Source organism: Klebsiella sp. MS 92-3, assembly GCF_000195655.1.
In the GTDB taxonomy this organism is placed as follows: domain Bacteria; phylum Pseudomonadota; class Gammaproteobacteria; order Enterobacterales; family Enterobacteriaceae; genus Klebsiella; species Klebsiella pneumoniae.
Window position 1 is genome coordinate 1 of record NZ_GL882800.1, and the last position, 14,478, is coordinate 14,478.

General features: G+C 49.4%; 25 protein-coding genes. 2 read left to right on the forward strand and 23 right to left on the reverse strand.

Annotated elements, in window-relative coordinates:
• The coding region (locus HMPREF9538_RS32575) for a hypothetical protein (protein WP_216087196.1) at positions 1-181 on the forward strand (181 nt) is incomplete at its 5' end.
• 392 nt (positions 182-573) lie between these two features.
• Here HMPREF9538_RS32575 and HMPREF9538_RS15955 read toward each other — a convergent pair.
• From HMPREF9538_RS15955 to HMPREF9538_RS15895, 16 genes are all read right to left on the reverse strand, one after another.
• Positions 574-1,056 (reverse strand): hypothetical protein, encoded by a 483-nt coding sequence (locus HMPREF9538_RS15955; RefSeq protein ID WP_009484828.1) that lies wholly within the window; start codon positions 1,054-1,056, stop codon positions 574-576.
• A 231-nt stretch (positions 1,057-1,287) separates the two neighbouring features.
• Positions 1,288-1,734, reverse strand: a complete 447-nt coding sequence (locus tag HMPREF9538_RS15950; RefSeq protein WP_032410415.1) for a hypothetical protein — start codon at positions 1,732-1,734, stop codon at positions 1,288-1,290.
• Positions 1,735-1,859: 125 nt separating this feature from the next.
• The gene (locus HMPREF9538_RS15945) at positions 1,860-2,189 is read right to left on the reverse strand and encodes a hypothetical protein (protein WP_009484830.1); all 330 of its coding nucleotides are present in this window, start codon (positions 2,187-2,189) and stop codon (positions 1,860-1,862) included.
• A gap of 167 nt (positions 2,190-2,356) precedes the next feature.
• Positions 2,357-2,719: a hypothetical protein gene (locus tag HMPREF9538_RS15940; protein WP_009484831.1), complete on the reverse strand. Its 363-nt coding sequence runs from the start codon at positions 2,717-2,719 to the stop codon at positions 2,357-2,359.
• Positions 2,720-2,879: 160 nt separating this feature from the next.
• A complete protein-coding gene (locus HMPREF9538_RS15935) occupies positions 2,880-3,248 on the reverse strand; it encodes a hypothetical protein (RefSeq protein ID WP_009484832.1) in 369 nt (122 codons plus the stop codon).
• A complete protein-coding gene (locus HMPREF9538_RS15930) occupies positions 3,245-3,454 on the reverse strand; it encodes a hypothetical protein (protein WP_009484833.1) in 210 nt (69 codons plus the stop codon). The genes HMPREF9538_RS15935 and HMPREF9538_RS15930 overlap by 4 nt, the downstream gene beginning before the upstream one ends.
• A gap of 1,521 nt (positions 3,455-4,975) precedes the next feature.
• Complete coding sequence (locus HMPREF9538_RS0127490; protein WP_048976453.1) at positions 4,976-5,287, reverse strand: hypothetical protein; 312 nt, start codon at positions 5,285-5,287, stop codon at positions 4,976-4,978.
• 11 nt (positions 5,288-5,298) lie between these two features.
• Positions 5,299-5,484 carry a hypothetical protein gene (locus HMPREF9538_RS31540; RefSeq protein WP_142477260.1) on the reverse strand — a complete coding sequence of 62 codons (186 nt, stop codon included), beginning with the start codon at positions 5,482-5,484 and terminating at the stop codon, positions 5,299-5,301.
• Positions 5,478-5,798, reverse strand: coding sequence for a DUF5983 family protein (locus HMPREF9538_RS15925; protein WP_009484836.1), 321 nt, complete (start codon positions 5,796-5,798; stop codon positions 5,478-5,480). Before HMPREF9538_RS15925 ends, HMPREF9538_RS31540 begins: the two co-directional genes overlap by 7 nt.
• Before the next feature lie 70 nt (positions 5,799-5,868).
• Positions 5,869-6,096 (reverse strand): hypothetical protein, encoded by a 228-nt coding sequence (locus tag HMPREF9538_RS15920; RefSeq protein WP_009484837.1) that lies wholly within the window; start codon positions 6,094-6,096, stop codon positions 5,869-5,871.
• A 73-nt stretch (positions 6,097-6,169) separates the two neighbouring features.
• A complete protein-coding gene (locus tag HMPREF9538_RS15915) occupies positions 6,170-6,781 on the reverse strand; it encodes a hypothetical protein (protein ID WP_009484838.1) in 612 nt (203 codons plus the stop codon).
• Positions 6,782-6,822: 41 nt separating this feature from the next.
• Positions 6,823-7,002 (reverse strand): hypothetical protein, encoded by a 180-nt coding sequence (locus tag HMPREF9538_RS15910; protein ID WP_009484839.1) that lies wholly within the window; start codon positions 7,000-7,002, stop codon positions 6,823-6,825.
• A gap of 8 nt (positions 7,003-7,010) precedes the next feature.
• Positions 7,011-8,675 (reverse strand): DUF4942 domain-containing protein, encoded by a 1,665-nt coding sequence (locus HMPREF9538_RS15905; RefSeq protein WP_009484840.1) that lies wholly within the window; start codon positions 8,673-8,675, stop codon positions 7,011-7,013.
• A 121-nt stretch (positions 8,676-8,796) separates the two neighbouring features.
• A complete protein-coding gene (locus HMPREF9538_RS0127495) occupies positions 8,797-9,435 on the reverse strand; it encodes an HD domain-containing protein (RefSeq protein ID WP_009484841.1) in 639 nt (212 codons plus the stop codon).
• Positions 9,432-9,626 carry a hypothetical protein gene (locus HMPREF9538_RS15900; RefSeq protein ID WP_009484842.1) on the reverse strand — a complete coding sequence of 65 codons (195 nt, stop codon included), beginning with the start codon at positions 9,624-9,626 and terminating at the stop codon, positions 9,432-9,434. Before HMPREF9538_RS15900 ends, HMPREF9538_RS0127495 begins: the two co-directional genes overlap by 4 nt.
• Positions 9,623-9,883 carry a hypothetical protein gene (locus tag HMPREF9538_RS15895; protein ID WP_009484843.1) on the reverse strand — a complete coding sequence of 87 codons (261 nt, stop codon included), beginning with the start codon at positions 9,881-9,883 and terminating at the stop codon, positions 9,623-9,625. The genes HMPREF9538_RS15900 and HMPREF9538_RS15895 overlap by 4 nt, the downstream gene beginning before the upstream one ends.
• A gap of 437 nt (positions 9,884-10,320) precedes the next feature.
• Between HMPREF9538_RS15895 and HMPREF9538_RS15890 the strand changes: the two genes are divergently transcribed.
• Positions 10,321-10,971, forward strand: coding sequence for a hypothetical protein (locus tag HMPREF9538_RS15890; protein WP_009484844.1), 651 nt, complete (start codon positions 10,321-10,323; stop codon positions 10,969-10,971).
• A 24-nt stretch (positions 10,972-10,995) separates the two neighbouring features.
• Here the strand turns inward: HMPREF9538_RS15890 and HMPREF9538_RS32580 are convergent, their stop codons facing one another.
• From HMPREF9538_RS32580 to HMPREF9538_RS32585, 7 genes are all read right to left on the reverse strand, one after another.
• Positions 10,996-11,535 (reverse strand): hypothetical protein, encoded by a 540-nt coding sequence (locus HMPREF9538_RS32580; RefSeq protein WP_009484845.1) that lies wholly within the window; start codon positions 11,533-11,535, stop codon positions 10,996-10,998.
• 48 nt (positions 11,536-11,583) lie between these two features.
• Positions 11,584-11,901 (reverse strand): energy transducer TonB, encoded by a 318-nt coding sequence (locus tag HMPREF9538_RS15880; protein WP_009484846.1) that lies wholly within the window; start codon positions 11,899-11,901, stop codon positions 11,584-11,586.
• A 44-nt stretch (positions 11,902-11,945) separates the two neighbouring features.
• A complete protein-coding gene (locus HMPREF9538_RS15875) occupies positions 11,946-12,380 on the reverse strand; it encodes a hypothetical protein (protein ID WP_009484847.1) in 435 nt (144 codons plus the stop codon).
• An 85-nt stretch (positions 12,381-12,465) separates the two neighbouring features.
• On the reverse strand, positions 12,466-13,254 hold the full coding sequence (locus HMPREF9538_RS15870) for a Rha family transcriptional regulator (protein ID WP_032410442.1): 789 nt from the start codon (positions 13,252-13,254) through the stop codon (positions 12,466-12,468).
• 33 nt (positions 13,255-13,287) lie between these two features.
• Positions 13,288-13,443: a DUF3927 family protein gene (locus HMPREF9538_RS32215; protein ID WP_009484849.1), complete on the reverse strand. Its 156-nt coding sequence runs from the start codon at positions 13,441-13,443 to the stop codon at positions 13,288-13,290.
• The gene (locus HMPREF9538_RS15860; RefSeq protein ID WP_009484850.1) at positions 13,443-13,868 is read right to left on the reverse strand and encodes a tellurite resistance TerB family protein; all 426 of its coding nucleotides are present in this window, start codon (positions 13,866-13,868) and stop codon (positions 13,443-13,445) included. The genes HMPREF9538_RS32215 and HMPREF9538_RS15860 overlap by 1 nt, the downstream gene beginning before the upstream one ends.
• Positions 13,869-13,935: 67 nt before the next feature.
• A partial coding sequence (locus HMPREF9538_RS32585; protein ID WP_216087197.1) for a hypothetical protein occupies positions 13,936-14,478 on the reverse strand: 543 nt, incomplete at its 5' end.

The following is a 14,478-nucleotide window of genomic DNA, read 5'->3' on the forward strand; positions in this document are numbered from 1 at the left end:
TTTTTTCGTTTCCAGTGATCCAGCCATTCCAGCCCAAAAAAAAGCGCCCACAGTGGCGTTTTTTGCGTTATACGCTAACCATTATCGCCCACGACGTAAAACAGGACGCGCCAGAGCGATTCTAAGCGCTTTTTCCAACCATAGACAGCCAATCGTATTACCAACAATAAAAAGCGCTTAAAATGGCTTACAGCTCGTTTTAGCGATATTTCATGTTTTGCGAGGCGTTTTAACCGATCCCGCGTGGCTTTCTGTATTATTTTTCCGTTGGCGCTTTCTGAATCTGGCTATCCAGCCATGAAGCCATTTAGCGTTATAGCCATGTAGATGGCTTGTCACATTCTAACCCCCACCCTGAAAAACGCGCCTTGGGCGTGGCCTTCTGGGTAGTCCACAGGGACACCGTTACACGTTTCCGCCGCTGTATATGAAAACCCAGCCGTTTCCCGAAATTCACCTTAAAAGGTTTTTTGGCCGTTTCCCGAAATTCACCTTAACGACCTTTTTGCCGTTTCCCTGCGGCGCTACTTAAACGACAAGAGGGAGAGCGTCGCTCCCCCATCTCTTTCCGCTTTACTTACCTTCCAGAACGATAATGTCGGATTTGAGGCGTGTTTTCCCCAGCGTGTTGCCGTTTATGACGATACTGAATTGGTCGTGACCGGCTTTGTAGACGACGTTAGTGTACCTTTCGCTGTTTTCAACAGCACGAACGGCGGCGCTTGTCTGATAATCGCTATCCTGATGCGGTCGCGTTTCGGCCATCCATCCTGCGATCTGCACAGCCATTTCGAAGCGGCGGCTTTCGCAGTCTCTCCCGCGCAATGGGAAGATGAATGTGCCGAACCCGGTGGAGACGACGCGAGCGGCTTTAAAGGTTTGCGTGTAGCCGAAGCCATTCGCCAGATCTTGCTGTAGTGAATTTCTTTCCCATTCCTGCAGGCTGGTGGTTACATCCTTATCGCCGTGCATAACAGTTATTAAGCGCTTATGGATAGTGTTGAACAGCGCGGTGGATGTGCCAAAGCGAGTATTAACGGTCAGTAACTGGTTCATGTGCTTTCCTTTGTGTTTTTGTTTTGATGGAAAGCATTATCGCAGTGGTACTGAGGCAATAAACAAGTTGTTTAAGGCATTAAGAAAACAATGACGGCGACTTGCCTGTAGCCTGGCTGCAGCCGAAGGGTAATTGAGTGGTGTTTTAGCCGTGCGGTAGCCTGGTGGTGTTCGAAGGGTATCAAAGAAAAAAGCCACGGCTTAGCGTGGCTTTGACAGGCGTTATAGCCGTTAGGCGGTGGTTGCACCGGTTGTCGCTGAATCGGTCCCGTCGGCTTTCAGAACGTCTACGGGCAGCAGCTCGGTCAGTGCTTCGCCGGAGTAAATCTTCATACCGTAAACACCCATCCAGGTACTGCCGGCGGCAAGATTCCCTTCGATGAAGTCCAGTACCTCGGAAATCAGCCCTTCGGTCAGTGTTGCGGTGTCTTTGCGGAAGAATGCTTCTGCGGCCACCAGCAGCGGGTCGCCGCCGTCGTTAATCATCTGCTGCCCTACGGCATAGACTTTCTGCTTATTGGAGCGCAGAACGGTGCGAGACAGTTGGGTTGATAGTTGAGTTACGCCGGCTTCGTCGCGCAGCTGAATGGTCAGCGTTGCGATGCGATCCGCGGTCATCGGGTCAGTGTTAGATGCGTAAAACAGGTCGTATACCAAATCGGTACGTTTAAGGCTCATTGCTACCTCCATGTTGTTGAGCAAGGTAAATATATACCGGTAAGTAAACACTTACAATACAAACGCAAAAAAGCCCCAAAAGGAAGAAGGGGCTGTAGACAATTCTGCGACTACTAAGCACATGATTATGCGATAGCAGCAAGGGACTCTCTTGAAATCTCTTTCTGAGCCATTTTGTTTGCATACAAGATGGCTGTCTCAAGCTGCGAAATAGGGAAAATCTTCTGCACAGCAGTCCAACCCGACTTCAGTTTACTGCGGCGCACACTAACGACAACGCGACGAGATACCCCGTTATCAAAACTGGCGGCGCTCTCTTTAAACACGCGGATCGCAGTTCCGTTTGCCACGATATCCAGAAGAGTGGTGCTGGACAGGTTCGTCTTGCGTCTCTCTTTGAAGTCGTTGCGCTGCGTTGCGTAGTAAGAAGATAACAGGCGTTCAGTGTTATTCATGGTGTAAATCTCGCTTCGTGTTTCGTTGAGAAGAATAATAGCAGCGCTGATGAGGGCGAAAACAACTTGTTTAAGGCGTTAAGAAAACAACGGAGGCGACTAAGTGTGGTAATTCGCCGCAGGGCTGGTGGGCTGAAAGATAACGGATTGCTCCGCTATCTCTCTTATCAGGCTGGGTCTAATTCCATGTAGAACGTTACGTCTTCCTCTTCTACCAGGCGGGCGTTGTCCGCCATCTTATGAGCGAAGTCACCAGAGGCGCCATTGTCGTACTCCTTCGACATTCTCACAGCGTCTTTGGCTAAATATTCATAACTGGTGTTGAAGTCCACCAGGGAAAGCTTCTCCGCGTTGTGTACGTGAACAGTGCCAAAGTCACCATCGCCATACGTGTTAACCATCGCCAGCACGTTTGACAGATCTGGCGCGATGTAAAACTCATTCTGCCCTTCTACTGGTTCAGTGATGATCGCAGTGAATGAAGTTTTAGCGGCGTTGCGAGTAGTGAAGTAGTGAAATCGTGTTGTCATTTGTTTAGTCCGTTGATTGTTTCGATAGATGTATTATCGCATCGCGAATCAGGCAGAAAACAACTTGTTTAAGGCGTTAAGAAAACAAACAAGGTGGGAAAACAAAGAAAACCGCCGCAGGGAGTTATCGCGCAAAAGCCACCGTAGCTGGTGGCATGTCTTACCTGATAATCACAAAGTTATGCAGGTGATTGCTTCCGCCGCAGTTGTCGCCGGTATAGCTCACCATCTCTTCGCCGGTCGTCATGACCATAATCTTCGCCTCAACAGATTTGTACCGGCCACAGAAGCGATCGAAGAAAGGCAGGCTATTAGCCATATCAAGGCGAATGTCCGTTCGAAAGCGGCCGTTCTTTTTCAGCGCTTCCCACCCGGCGTCACTATTCCACCAGCTACAGAGTTTACGGGCCATCTCCGTCTTCTTATCAGCCGTCAGATTGCCGGTGTACGGAAACACGAACCGCAAATCGTTACAGGCGCCCATCACAGCCTTCGTTGGCTCCAGCAGGGGTTTAATTTCCAAACTCATTCCGGCGTCTCCGTCGTGGTGCAATTCCAGGCCACTGACAGTGGTTCGTCAGAGATGGAGAAGTCAAACGAGCCTTCGCGATATCCTTCGCCAATCAGTGAACCAATGCGCCCCGCTACATCCTCAGAGCGAATAACGTCATCCAAAGAAATCTCATCAGTGTCCACGCCTTGAAGTGTGATGCTGATATTTAAATGCTTGTACATGTGCTTTACTCCGTTGTTTTCTTATGCTGGTTATTATCGCAATAACACACAGGTGAAAAAGCACATTAGAAAGGGAAGCACGATAAAATGGCCGGACGGAAGTTATTGACGCCCGTCGTTTTCCTGACAGAATGAATCTGGCTGGTGGTATGGCCGTATTTATACGGACCTATGCCTGGGTCGCCTCATGCCACCAGCCGCCCAACTCCCGCGACCGCTCGGTTGACCTTTCATCAAGCAGCCTCGTCTATACGGCAACCTCCCCGTTCCCCGAACCGTTTCGGTATACAGCCGTTCCCGTTTCCCGACCGAAGGCTGTACCTGGCCGTTTCCCGTTTTACCGCGGCCAAAGGCAACCGAGCAACGTTTCGCACCGTAGGGAGTTTGCGCGGCGCCAACGTTTTTGCAGGGCTGGGAAATTACAGCTTGAATTTCTACGAAAACGGAAGCGCGACCTTTTTCCTGACCCTACTTACACAAACGCCTAAACGCCCAAACCTCTTCCCCCTATAACGCCTTAATCCCAATACCCCAGAACTCTCTTAACGCTACCTTCCCAAACTGTCCCTTTCCTGTTCCCAAACTGTTCTGGGTATCTTCCCAAATTTCTTCTGACCTTCTCTATCGTTCCTATGGTGAGTGTGTATCCGGGAGTGTTCTTCTCTACGGGATTTCCTTCTATCGCTTCCTGTGATGTGGCTGTTCTTTCCTGGTGGTTTTCTTCTGGGTTGTTCTCTTATCCGGGATTCGTTCTACCTTGGGTGATGGCATATAGGCGAAGTGATTGTTTCGTCGTTTTGTTCTGGGAGATGGCAGGTAGCCGACTGTTTGTTTTCTTGTGCGCTTAAACAAGTTGTTATCTGGGTGAATGTAGCTTTAAGCCTTGTCCTGTCTGCTTTCCGCAATTCCGGGGATTTGAGGTTGCTCTGCTATCGAGAGATGGCAGGTATGGGATTATCTCTTCATCGTTTCTCTCGTGTGCCTGGGGAAAGCTGGATGGTGTTTTCGTGCCTGTTGGGGTTTGGCGGGCGTCCCAATGCCTGTGATAAGTCGAGTGGTGTTCTTGGGAATTTTTGAGCCTCGCTTCCTTTGGTTGGTGGTATGCCGGTTCCGCTCTTTCGGTTATGATGGAAGGTTTTGCCTGAATGTGTTGTTGGTGGTTCTTCTCTCGATTTTCGAGCTGATTGGCTTATCCTCTCAAACGCTCTCAAACGCGTTTTAAGCGATACTGTTTTGTGATTGGGTGTTGGTGTGACTTTTCCTGTTTAATAGAAACCTGTGCGTTCTGGTGGGGATTCTGGCGGTGTAAGAGTAATGATGGCGAAATGTCAAAAAATGAGGGAAAAAAGTAGTTTTGGTTTGACGTTACGTTGATCTGCAAACAAGTTGTTTTCTTATGCGTGTTATTGCCTTGTTTATAGCGGTGTGGCGGGTTGGTGAGTGGTTGATTAGGTGGGAAAGTGATGATCAACCTCTCCTTATAGAAACTGCAAGAGGTTGACTGTTTACGTCAGTGAAAGGTCAATCAGCGGCGTATTTTTTCTCGTCAGAACTGTATTGCTTTGCAACGATGTCCTGGCAGTCAGAAAGACTCCCGTTAATGACCTTTTTGTTTACTTGAGCAGCATCTCTGGCAGCATGAACAACACCACGGTTTACAGTGTTCAATGGCTCAGTTGGAGCTTTGTTATCGAAAGGTACTTTTAGATCCAATGTATCTCTCATTCCACAAACGTTCTCAGCATGTTTTTTCAAACCGGCTTCCGTAAGAGGTTTAGCTGAAGCACCGAAACTTGCCATAAGTGCTAAAACGAGAATGCCTACTTTCTTCATTACTATCTCCATTAGTGCGACTTGATGAACGTGTAAACCTTATCCCCAACCTCAGTGTCGTTCCACCCCCACTCTTCAGCGAGGTGGGTTATGTCGGACGGCAGCATCTGTACAATCTTGGCGATGATCTCCGGGGTAATCTCCCTGTCCAGTTCGACCAGACAGTCATTCACTACATCTTCAGGCATAGTTACCAATCCCAAACTTGCAAGCCGTCAATCGTATCTGCGTCGCAGTCAAAATGCACGACCTCAAAACCAGCGCCCAAGACTTTCTCGATGTTCTCGATCGCCGACCAGCTGATCCCCGCTTCACGTAAAGACTCCTTCCATGTCCCAGCATGAAGACCGGCACGAACAATCCACCCGTACTCTGTGCCGTGTACCCAATTCAGACCGCGATCTGTCAGTGGGTCAAAACTGATTTGAGGCAGTATCTCGGAGTCCGCTTGAGTAACGTGGGCGGTGCTGATAACGGCGACTTTGTATGATTCAGTAATATTCAGGCTCATGTGTTTTCTCTTTGTTGTTTTCTTAATGGTTTTATTATCTCAACTTGCTATAGGCAGAAAACAAGTTGTTTTAGGCTTTGTTGAACTCTTTCAACCACTCGGCGGCTGCTTCGTGAACCATGCGCCCTTTTGCGATGGTCATCTCCGCCTGTGGCACTGTGATACCGTAATCCTCTGCGAACGCGGAGACGGAAAGGTAGTTGTTCATCCAGTCGCGGTAAAGTTCAGCGAGGTTCTCTGAGGTTACTTTTTCTGGGTGGGTCAAGCTGACTGTCAGGTATGTGTTGGAAGGGGTCATGTTGGGTTCTCCTTTTCTGGTTGGCGTTATTATCACAAACCAGAAAAGGTAGAAAACAAATTGTTTAAGGTGATTACTTAATGCTGTCCTCGTAGTTTTTTGCGTCTCTGGTTATTCCTACCACTATCAACTTCTCAGGGCCGTTAGCGTAGATGCTCTTAGTCTTAACCAGCAAATATGCCTCATCTACATTGCCGTAAATTTCGTAATAGTCCATAGGGCAGTGGTTCTGTTCTAACCCTGCTTCTGGATTGTACGCTTTGCAGAAGCCTGGACTTGACTCGAAAGCGGCTTGATCTCTCACGCCAGCGCGAGTCGCCAGCGCTGGGCCATATTTACTCTTCAGCACATCCTGCACCGTCTTCATCTCATTCACACTCACATTGACGATGGAGAACGCAATTTTCCCGTCTAATGTGCCAAAGATGACTAAATCTGCGTCTTTCTCTTCCTTGAGGGCTTTGCCTACGTATTCTGATGGTGCGTATAGATACTGAGAAAACCGATCCTTGGCTTTGATTGGTTTGTCCGTTGTCTTCCCGTCCTGATCAACCATCGTATAACCTGCCATATCCACCTGAGATGGTGTTTTGTTGAGCACCATCTCATATGGTTTAACGGCAACATCATTACAACCTGAAGCCAGAAAAAGTATTGCAACGATGCCAAAATTTTTTATTTTCATTTCAGTCTCTGATTAGTGGATTTTTTACAAGCCGTTTCATTCTAAACAATACGAAAGTGAAGATCTTCAATCAGTAAACCACCGGCCCGCATGAGCGTTCGCTTGCCCATATACTGATTTCTGACTTTATCCCAATCGGGCCAGTCGGTTCGCTCCGTTGACCATACGCCCCGATAGTCTGTGTGGATGGCGTTGTACTCCTTCAGCGTTAACTCAATCATCTGCGCCTCTATGCTCTTTTGAAAACGAATACTGCGACTGTGATGCCGGTGTCCTCAAACTCACCTGAGAACTCTCGGCCTGATTTAGCACAAACGAACTGATTGCCTATCCATTCTTCCGGCTTGTACCCGGCTGGCAGGACTGCCGCCATCATCCCATCTTCGCTGAGATGATTTAGTGCCGTGAGCGTGTGCTCTTTTGCTCGACCTTCTGAATACGGTGGGTTGATTGCGATCTTGTCGTAGTCATAAGGCAGCTGCTTCGACCAGTCGATAAAGTCTTTGTTATGAACGTCGTACCCCTTTGCAGACAGGATGTCACAAAACAGTGGCGATATTTCCACGCAGGTTACGTTCTCCGGCGTCGCATTGAGGAATGCCAGCAAATCACCACGACCCGCGGATGGTTCCAGCACTCGGTCAGTTGGCGTGCATTTCAGGATCTGCGCGACGTACTGAGCAATGGATGCCGGTGTTGGGTAGAACTGGTGTGACTTAACCTCTGGAATGAGGCCCATGGACACGATGCTGTCGAATGTTGCGGTTGGCTCATACGGGAACAGCCAACTGCCTCGCTCCTTCACGCCACCGATAAATCTCAGCGTGCGCTCAAGGTCTTCTATTTGAGCCTTTTGCAGTGACGAGTCCGGGAAGTACCACGTATTGTCTTTACTATGGCGGCGATCGCGAATAACACCTCTGGTTCTTTCAGATACGGTCTTCTGGATGTAACCGAACTCTTTTGGCGCCTTTGTTGTTGGTGCCTTTCGACATGGTGCCGGGATAGCTGCAGGCATACTGTGTGCCAGTACCTCGTTAAGCTTCCAGGCGACGTCGGGGTGGATCTCAAAATGGGCGTTACCGTTTTTGAAAATCTTCACGCGCAGTAAGTTACCGTCGATGTTCATCCATTCACCGGTTTCACAGTTATGCGTTCTGTATGCGGCTGACAATGCCTCGGCGCAGGGATTGATGGTGATAAACTCTTTGTGCGCAAAGAAGTGCAGTAGTACGCGCAGGTCGTCGATGATGTCCGACTTGTGGTAATTAACCGAGACGCTCCGGTTCCAGAAATCGGTAATGCAGTTCGCGATGATCAGCTTTTCACTGAAGCCGTATGTTTTGTTGGTTTTGTGCGTAGGACTCAGTGCCTTGAACAAGCCATATACGCGCTCAGCCAGATACTTATGACGGTCATTCAGTAGCGAGGTCATCGTCGGGATAACTGTTTCGGCCGTGAACTCTGGCACGCCAACGAACTCGTCAACGCGGCGCTCAAATCCGCCAAAATCTTTTTTAACGGTCTTCTGGACGCCTAGCGTGAACTGGGCACGCCACTGGTCGCGGCGCTCAGCTGGCATGATGAGAAGAGCACCGGTCATATCAGTAACCTTGCGCCAGTATTCCGCCCAGATGTTTTGCTTTACGAAATCCAAATCAACTGCGCTCAACTTCGGCACGCTGCGGAGATTCTCATCGTTCGGTCTGCGGCTCAATTCCTGCAGGCGGTTGATCATCGACACGCGCGAGCCGGAGTAAACGAAATCATGCACCTGATTCATCAAGGCGATCTCGCTTTCGCACTCCTCCACGATGTCATGAATGACGTTCATTTCCTTGCGGAAATCCACGGCGCCAGCTGTGTTGTTGATGATTGAAATGGCGGTCGACATAGTTAACTCCTAAACAATTTGTTTTCTTATTGTTGATATTATTTCACACCAGACAAGGCAAAAAACAAATTGTTTAAGGCATTAAGAAAAAGACCGCGACGGCGGTCTTCGGCTGATAGTATCAGGCTTCTGTCTTCTCCCATCTCTCCATCAGTTCGGCATTAATTCGATCTGATTTGAGGAATAGCTCGTCGGGAAGCTGAGAAAGCGCCGTGGCAACCATCTTCTCCGCTTCAATCAAAAGAGGGTGGTCGCCGGTTCTGGACTCTATCTCTTCGCCCGACACACCAATCTCAGCGTCGGTGAACAGCACACGCAGCATAAAAGCCTTTTCAGCAAGGTACTGCGCTGCAAATTTCTTGTCGTACCGGGTTATAGACTGAGTGTTGTGGATCAGGTCAGCCAACTTAATGACGCGGCTCTGCATGTCCAGACGCTCACGCAGGGCTTTCACGTTAATGAAGAAGCGCGTCTCACGATTGCCGTCTTCTTTCTTGGCTTTATTGCTCAGAGCATCGACCATCTCGGCGACGCGGTCCCCAAACAGACTGAAGATGTGGCCGAACGTCACCTGAGTATCTTCAATGGTGTCATGCAGCATCGCCGCCGCAACCATTTCATCAGTGCCGCCGTGCTTCCGCACAATCTCCGCAACCGCAACCGGGTGGTGAATGTAGTCCTCGCCGGTATACTTCCGCTTTTGACCTACGCCAGCATGGGCGCCGGCCGCGAATATTTGAGCCTTTTCAACAATATTCATTTCGAACCACCTTCAACCTTGGCTTCCAAAATCTCAATACGCCCCAGCAAGCCGATCACCACATCGACGATCGTCATCTGTGGGTCTTCAAGATGCCCACAATGAGGGCACTGGTAACTATTCTCCAGCACCTCCAATGGCGTGGGCGCGTCAATGCCTTCCCCACAATTTGAACAATAAACCCAGCTCATGCTAACTCCCCTCTGAGAGCGGCCTTAATCTGGTCGCCGGTCAGGATATTCAGGTTGCGATCATAATACACCGCTTCGCCAGTTTTCGATTCATGCTGCGAGATGAGGCTGTAGCCATACTTCGCTAGTGAGTCCAGACCGCTCTGGGCCACGCGATAAGAGTAGTCGCGCCCCCAAGTGGCATCGTTGCGCCCCTCGAAGCGGTCGTGTTTGTAGTGCTCGCGGATAAAGAGATAGTGACGCTGTCTGAAAATCATGTCTTGTCCCAATTGTTTTCTTATTGCACTTATTATCACATGTACGAAAAGGCAGAAAACAAGTTGTTTGGTTATTTTATTAGGTTGTAAAATTTAGGAACTGAAACCGGGTCATTGCAAAGGATTTAGCTATGGGATTCGGGCTTCAATGCTGGGACGAAAATGGGAACCTTGTTGTCGATACCAGTGATTATAACTGCAGGTACATAGGGACTTACAATGTGGGAACAGGCGGTGGCAATTCAGTTACTCAAGGCGTTTCGGGTATCAACGCCGGCAATGCCTACGCTGTGATTGTTGCCGGTTCTTACGGAAGTACCTTTAACGAGGCTTTTTGCGCAGTAAGCGACAATGCATTTACCTTATTTACGCTGTCTGGATACGGCACGTCCCAGACTTTCACAGTAGAAGTATATCGATATGCTTAGGGATAAGATATGAGTTACGGATTTGAGGTCTATAACGACGCAGGTGCGCTGCAAATAGACTCAGACAACAAGACAACGCTCTTTTCTGACATTAGAAACATCGACGGTCTGACAGATAACGGGTACTACAAAATCGACAACCCGTTCGGGGGGTCATACCCATTTGGTTTTCTAAAACCAGCAGACACGCCAGTACCAGGCTACCTATACTGGTTTCGTTTAAATGCCGGTGCCTTCGCCATGCCTGGCGCCTTTAGCTTTCAGAACGGAAGCGGGCAAATCATCAGGACAACTCGAAACCTTGGCGTTGAGAGCGGATATCTTGATGTGATGAATGGTAACGGCGATCTGATATGGAGTGCAAAAAGCGCCAGTCGTGTGCCTCGCGTCAGGGGCTTTATCGATCTACCAGCAAACTCGCCGGTCGATAGTCAGATAGTGTCTTTCTCTCCGGGCTTCAATCCGTGGATTTTGATGAACATGGTGCCTGGCAATATTTCTGACGATGGTGAATCGACAGGTTATTCTGGTCTTCTCATTAAATGGACTGGCTCTGAAATCCAGGTGAAGTATACGTCAAAATATCAAAAAAACTTCTCACAATCATTTGGCGGAAGAGGGGGGTTAAAAATCCCCTATGCCTACTTCCAGGGGTATTAACAAAAAGGGGCTTTTGCCCCTTATTCATTTCTTCGAGTGATCCGGTTCTACGTAGCGAGAAAGCACGTAACTCAGTGCCTCTCTCATTGAGCCGGTTCCGCAGTGCTTCTTTGCGGTCTGCGTCAGTTCAGAAACCAGCTCACGATAAATGTGAGGCGGTAGTTTCGCCATAGGCTCTTTAATCACTCGCTCTCCACCTGGCGCAGAAACCACTTCCACCTGGCAACCTGCTGCGCATTTCAGCGCTTCCTCGGCCATGCGCTTGTAGTGGTCGCGTGACTGGATGACCTGAGCGTTACTTTCTTCCAGATGCTCAATAAATGCCTTCAGCACATCGGCGCGATGCCACCCCCAAGGCTTCAACACATCAAAACGCCGGTCTTTCTGAACCCAATCCGTCTTATCCTGCCAGACATCAAATGCCGCACGGAAGGATTCGTCATTCAAATGAACTTCTCGCACCGGCGTACCGTTTTCTTTCGCTCGTTTGAAGGCTTCTTCTGAACAATCTATCCAGGTATTGCCGCCGTCATTTGCCTGACGAATTACATTTCCATTAATCATTTTCGGGTCTCCGCCACTAATAGCCAGCCGCCGTGACGACCGGGGAGTTTAATTTTCAAGGAATCCACCTTTAGCTCGAACACGATCTCTTTCGAAAGCTACGGTAAGCTTCTGGGCTTTCATCGGATGGCCTTTCTCAAGCCGCCAATGCTTCATGTCTTTGACGATCTGCTTTGTAAAAAAGCCGTCGTCGTCGCCGTTGACCACGATATTTTCTATGCGGCCGTCTTTGTTGACGTCGTATTGCACATGAACAGTGCCATAGACACCGTATTGATACGCGCGATCCGGGAACTTGATTGTGTTAACAGGTCGAGCGCTACAGCCGGCCAACGCAACGGCTAAAAGAATGATCGGTATTTTCATAGAATGCTCCAGAAAAGGCGCAGTTTTCCCGCTGCGCCTTGTTTTTACTTATTAATGCCAAAGCGATTCTTCAGTTCGCGGATCTGGGCATTAGCGCCGTCCATTGCTCGCGTCTGGGCAAGCTCAAAGGTGTTTACGATGGTTTCGACGATACGCAACGCCTCTTCATTCGACATTTTATTACCTTCCGTCGGCGCAGCTTTTTCGCTCATCGTCATATAATTCAGAGTCTCATGAAGTCGCTTGTTGTCCGCCTCCAGCGCTTTGGTGTGGTTGGCAAAGTGGGCGATCAGCAGGAACAAGTTAGCCGGCTCAAGCAGTCCGTCACGGCCCAACTCTTCAAGATGAGTAGTCACCCGCAGCGCATCATGGATGGTGTTGATTTCTCCAGTTGATAAGACGGCCAGCTCAGCAATTTCGTTGGCACGGCTCAGGACTTGTTCTTTTTTAGCTTTACGTACTTCACAGCGAATGCACATGTGTTTTCCTTTTTGTTTTGATAACAATTTGTTTTCTGATGCTGTTAATTATGAACTGACTCGAAAGGCGCCAGTCCATGTTTAATCAGGCTGCTGACTTTTTCATTGCCATGGCAGCTTCGACGCTATCGCGGCATGGACGATACGGAATGGTGTCTACGGTGATGATCCCGCGTTTTACGAGGTGGAGAGCGACATAGCAAAGCCCCTTAAACGTAAACTTCGCCTGGATGTGACCGCCGCCGGTGCTGGTTACGTTGCGGCCGTATTCGCGATCAATGAATTGCTTCACAAACTGGCGCGGGGTGGTGGAGTATTTTCTTTTAGCAAAGACATTGCCAACCATATCCATACAGGAAGCCATAACAGCCCCTGACGTACCCAGAATGCGACCAGCTTCGTTGATACCATAAAGTTGCTCTGACGTTCCGGCTAAGCGATCCATGAGAATAGCTTTAGGGCGAGCGATGCTCAGCGCTTCATCCAGCGCTTCATTCTGTTCAGTCAGACGTTCGTTCTCTTCTACCTGGGCCACCAGATGGAGTAGCGCCTCTTTGTAGGTACGCGGGAGTGACGGCTCTTTTGCAGCGTTTTCCAGCTCCTGCCAGCGGTCAACGAGTAGACCAGTAAACTCTGGGCTTAGCTGCGCAACGACGACATAGGTGTCACGCTTTCCTTCTTCACCAGAAAACACATAAACCGCCACCGGACGGCCTGCCGTGGGCTTTTCCACCAATGGTGGAGAAGTGATTACGCCTGATTTAACCAGTCGCTCGATGGTTCTTTTCACACTGTCGTGACGACTGCCCACCAGCGCGGCGATCTCGACACTCGTCATAGATGGCGTAGAAGTTTTGATAATTAATTCTTTCATTCGTTCTCTTCAGCAAAAAGGAGCCGAAGCTCCTTACTTTGTTTTGGCGCCTTTAATCAGAGCAGGCAGTAATAGAGTTATGCCTGTTATGACCAAAACACCGTCCGCGGCCACTGACAGAATCCGGCTGGTGAAATCCACCAGCACAGACAAAACCAGCAGCGCCAGCGCAATGCTGACGCGAGCCATCACAGATACTGATCCAGCGACAACTGCAACGCCTGAGCGATCTTCTTCAGCATCACCTCTTCTTTCTCATCGATGCCGTCGTTATCAGCGATATCCAGGCACAGACATAAAACGTCGACCGCATCGGTTGTACCGGCAACGTCGGCCAGCTGGCGCATGGCTTCAGCGTTTGCGGAGCGAGGGGATGCTTCGTAGCGAGAGCGAATATTGGCGCTCATCTGGGCAATCTCGCCAGCAAACGGGGAGAAAGAGGGCAGAGCGGAGATGGTTTTTTCCAGAACGCTGATTTCTTTTGCGTCACAGGTGCCGTCGGCATAAGCAATCGCATAAGCGCCCCATACGGTTGCTTCTACAGCATCGCGGTTCTCCATTTTCTTAACTTCAACGGCTGCTTTGCGGACTTTCTTTTTAAACATACCAAACATGTGATTTCCTTTGTTTTCTTATGCTGTTAAACAATTTGTTTTTAGGTTTAAATATCAGGCTAATGACTCAGTCAAAAGACCCGGACGACGAATCGGAGCATCCAGAGTCATACCCTCCAACGTCCCCGTGGCTGCTGTAGCAGGAACTGGAGTCGTGGTGGTGGTGGTGGTGGGATGAGCCGTGATGTCTGGAGACAGATGCGCTGTCCTCGTGGACTTGGCTTCTGTTTTCCGTGAATTGCTGAGCGCCGGCTGCATCATCTGCGTAACTGGCGCGATGCCGAGAGGTGACAGAGTCAGCCCGATAACCAGAAGCGCCAGCGGCTGTAGTCTTTTTCTTTGGTAATTTTCCATGGGCAAAGTTTTTATCAGGGAACGGGTCGGGGCGCGGCGTCGAATCACTGCTCTTCGTGAGAGAGGTGATCGTGTTGGCTTGTGACACTACGGTGCTTTCAAGCACTCGGATTCGCTCATTGAGGTTTTGGATACGACTTTCGAGGAAGTTTAGATTTGAGATGACATTTCGCTCAAACCGCTTATTTCGAAGAAGATCGGAGAGGTAATTAATCATAAAGCCTCTTAACAGGAGCCTTAAAATAGTTGCGGGCGG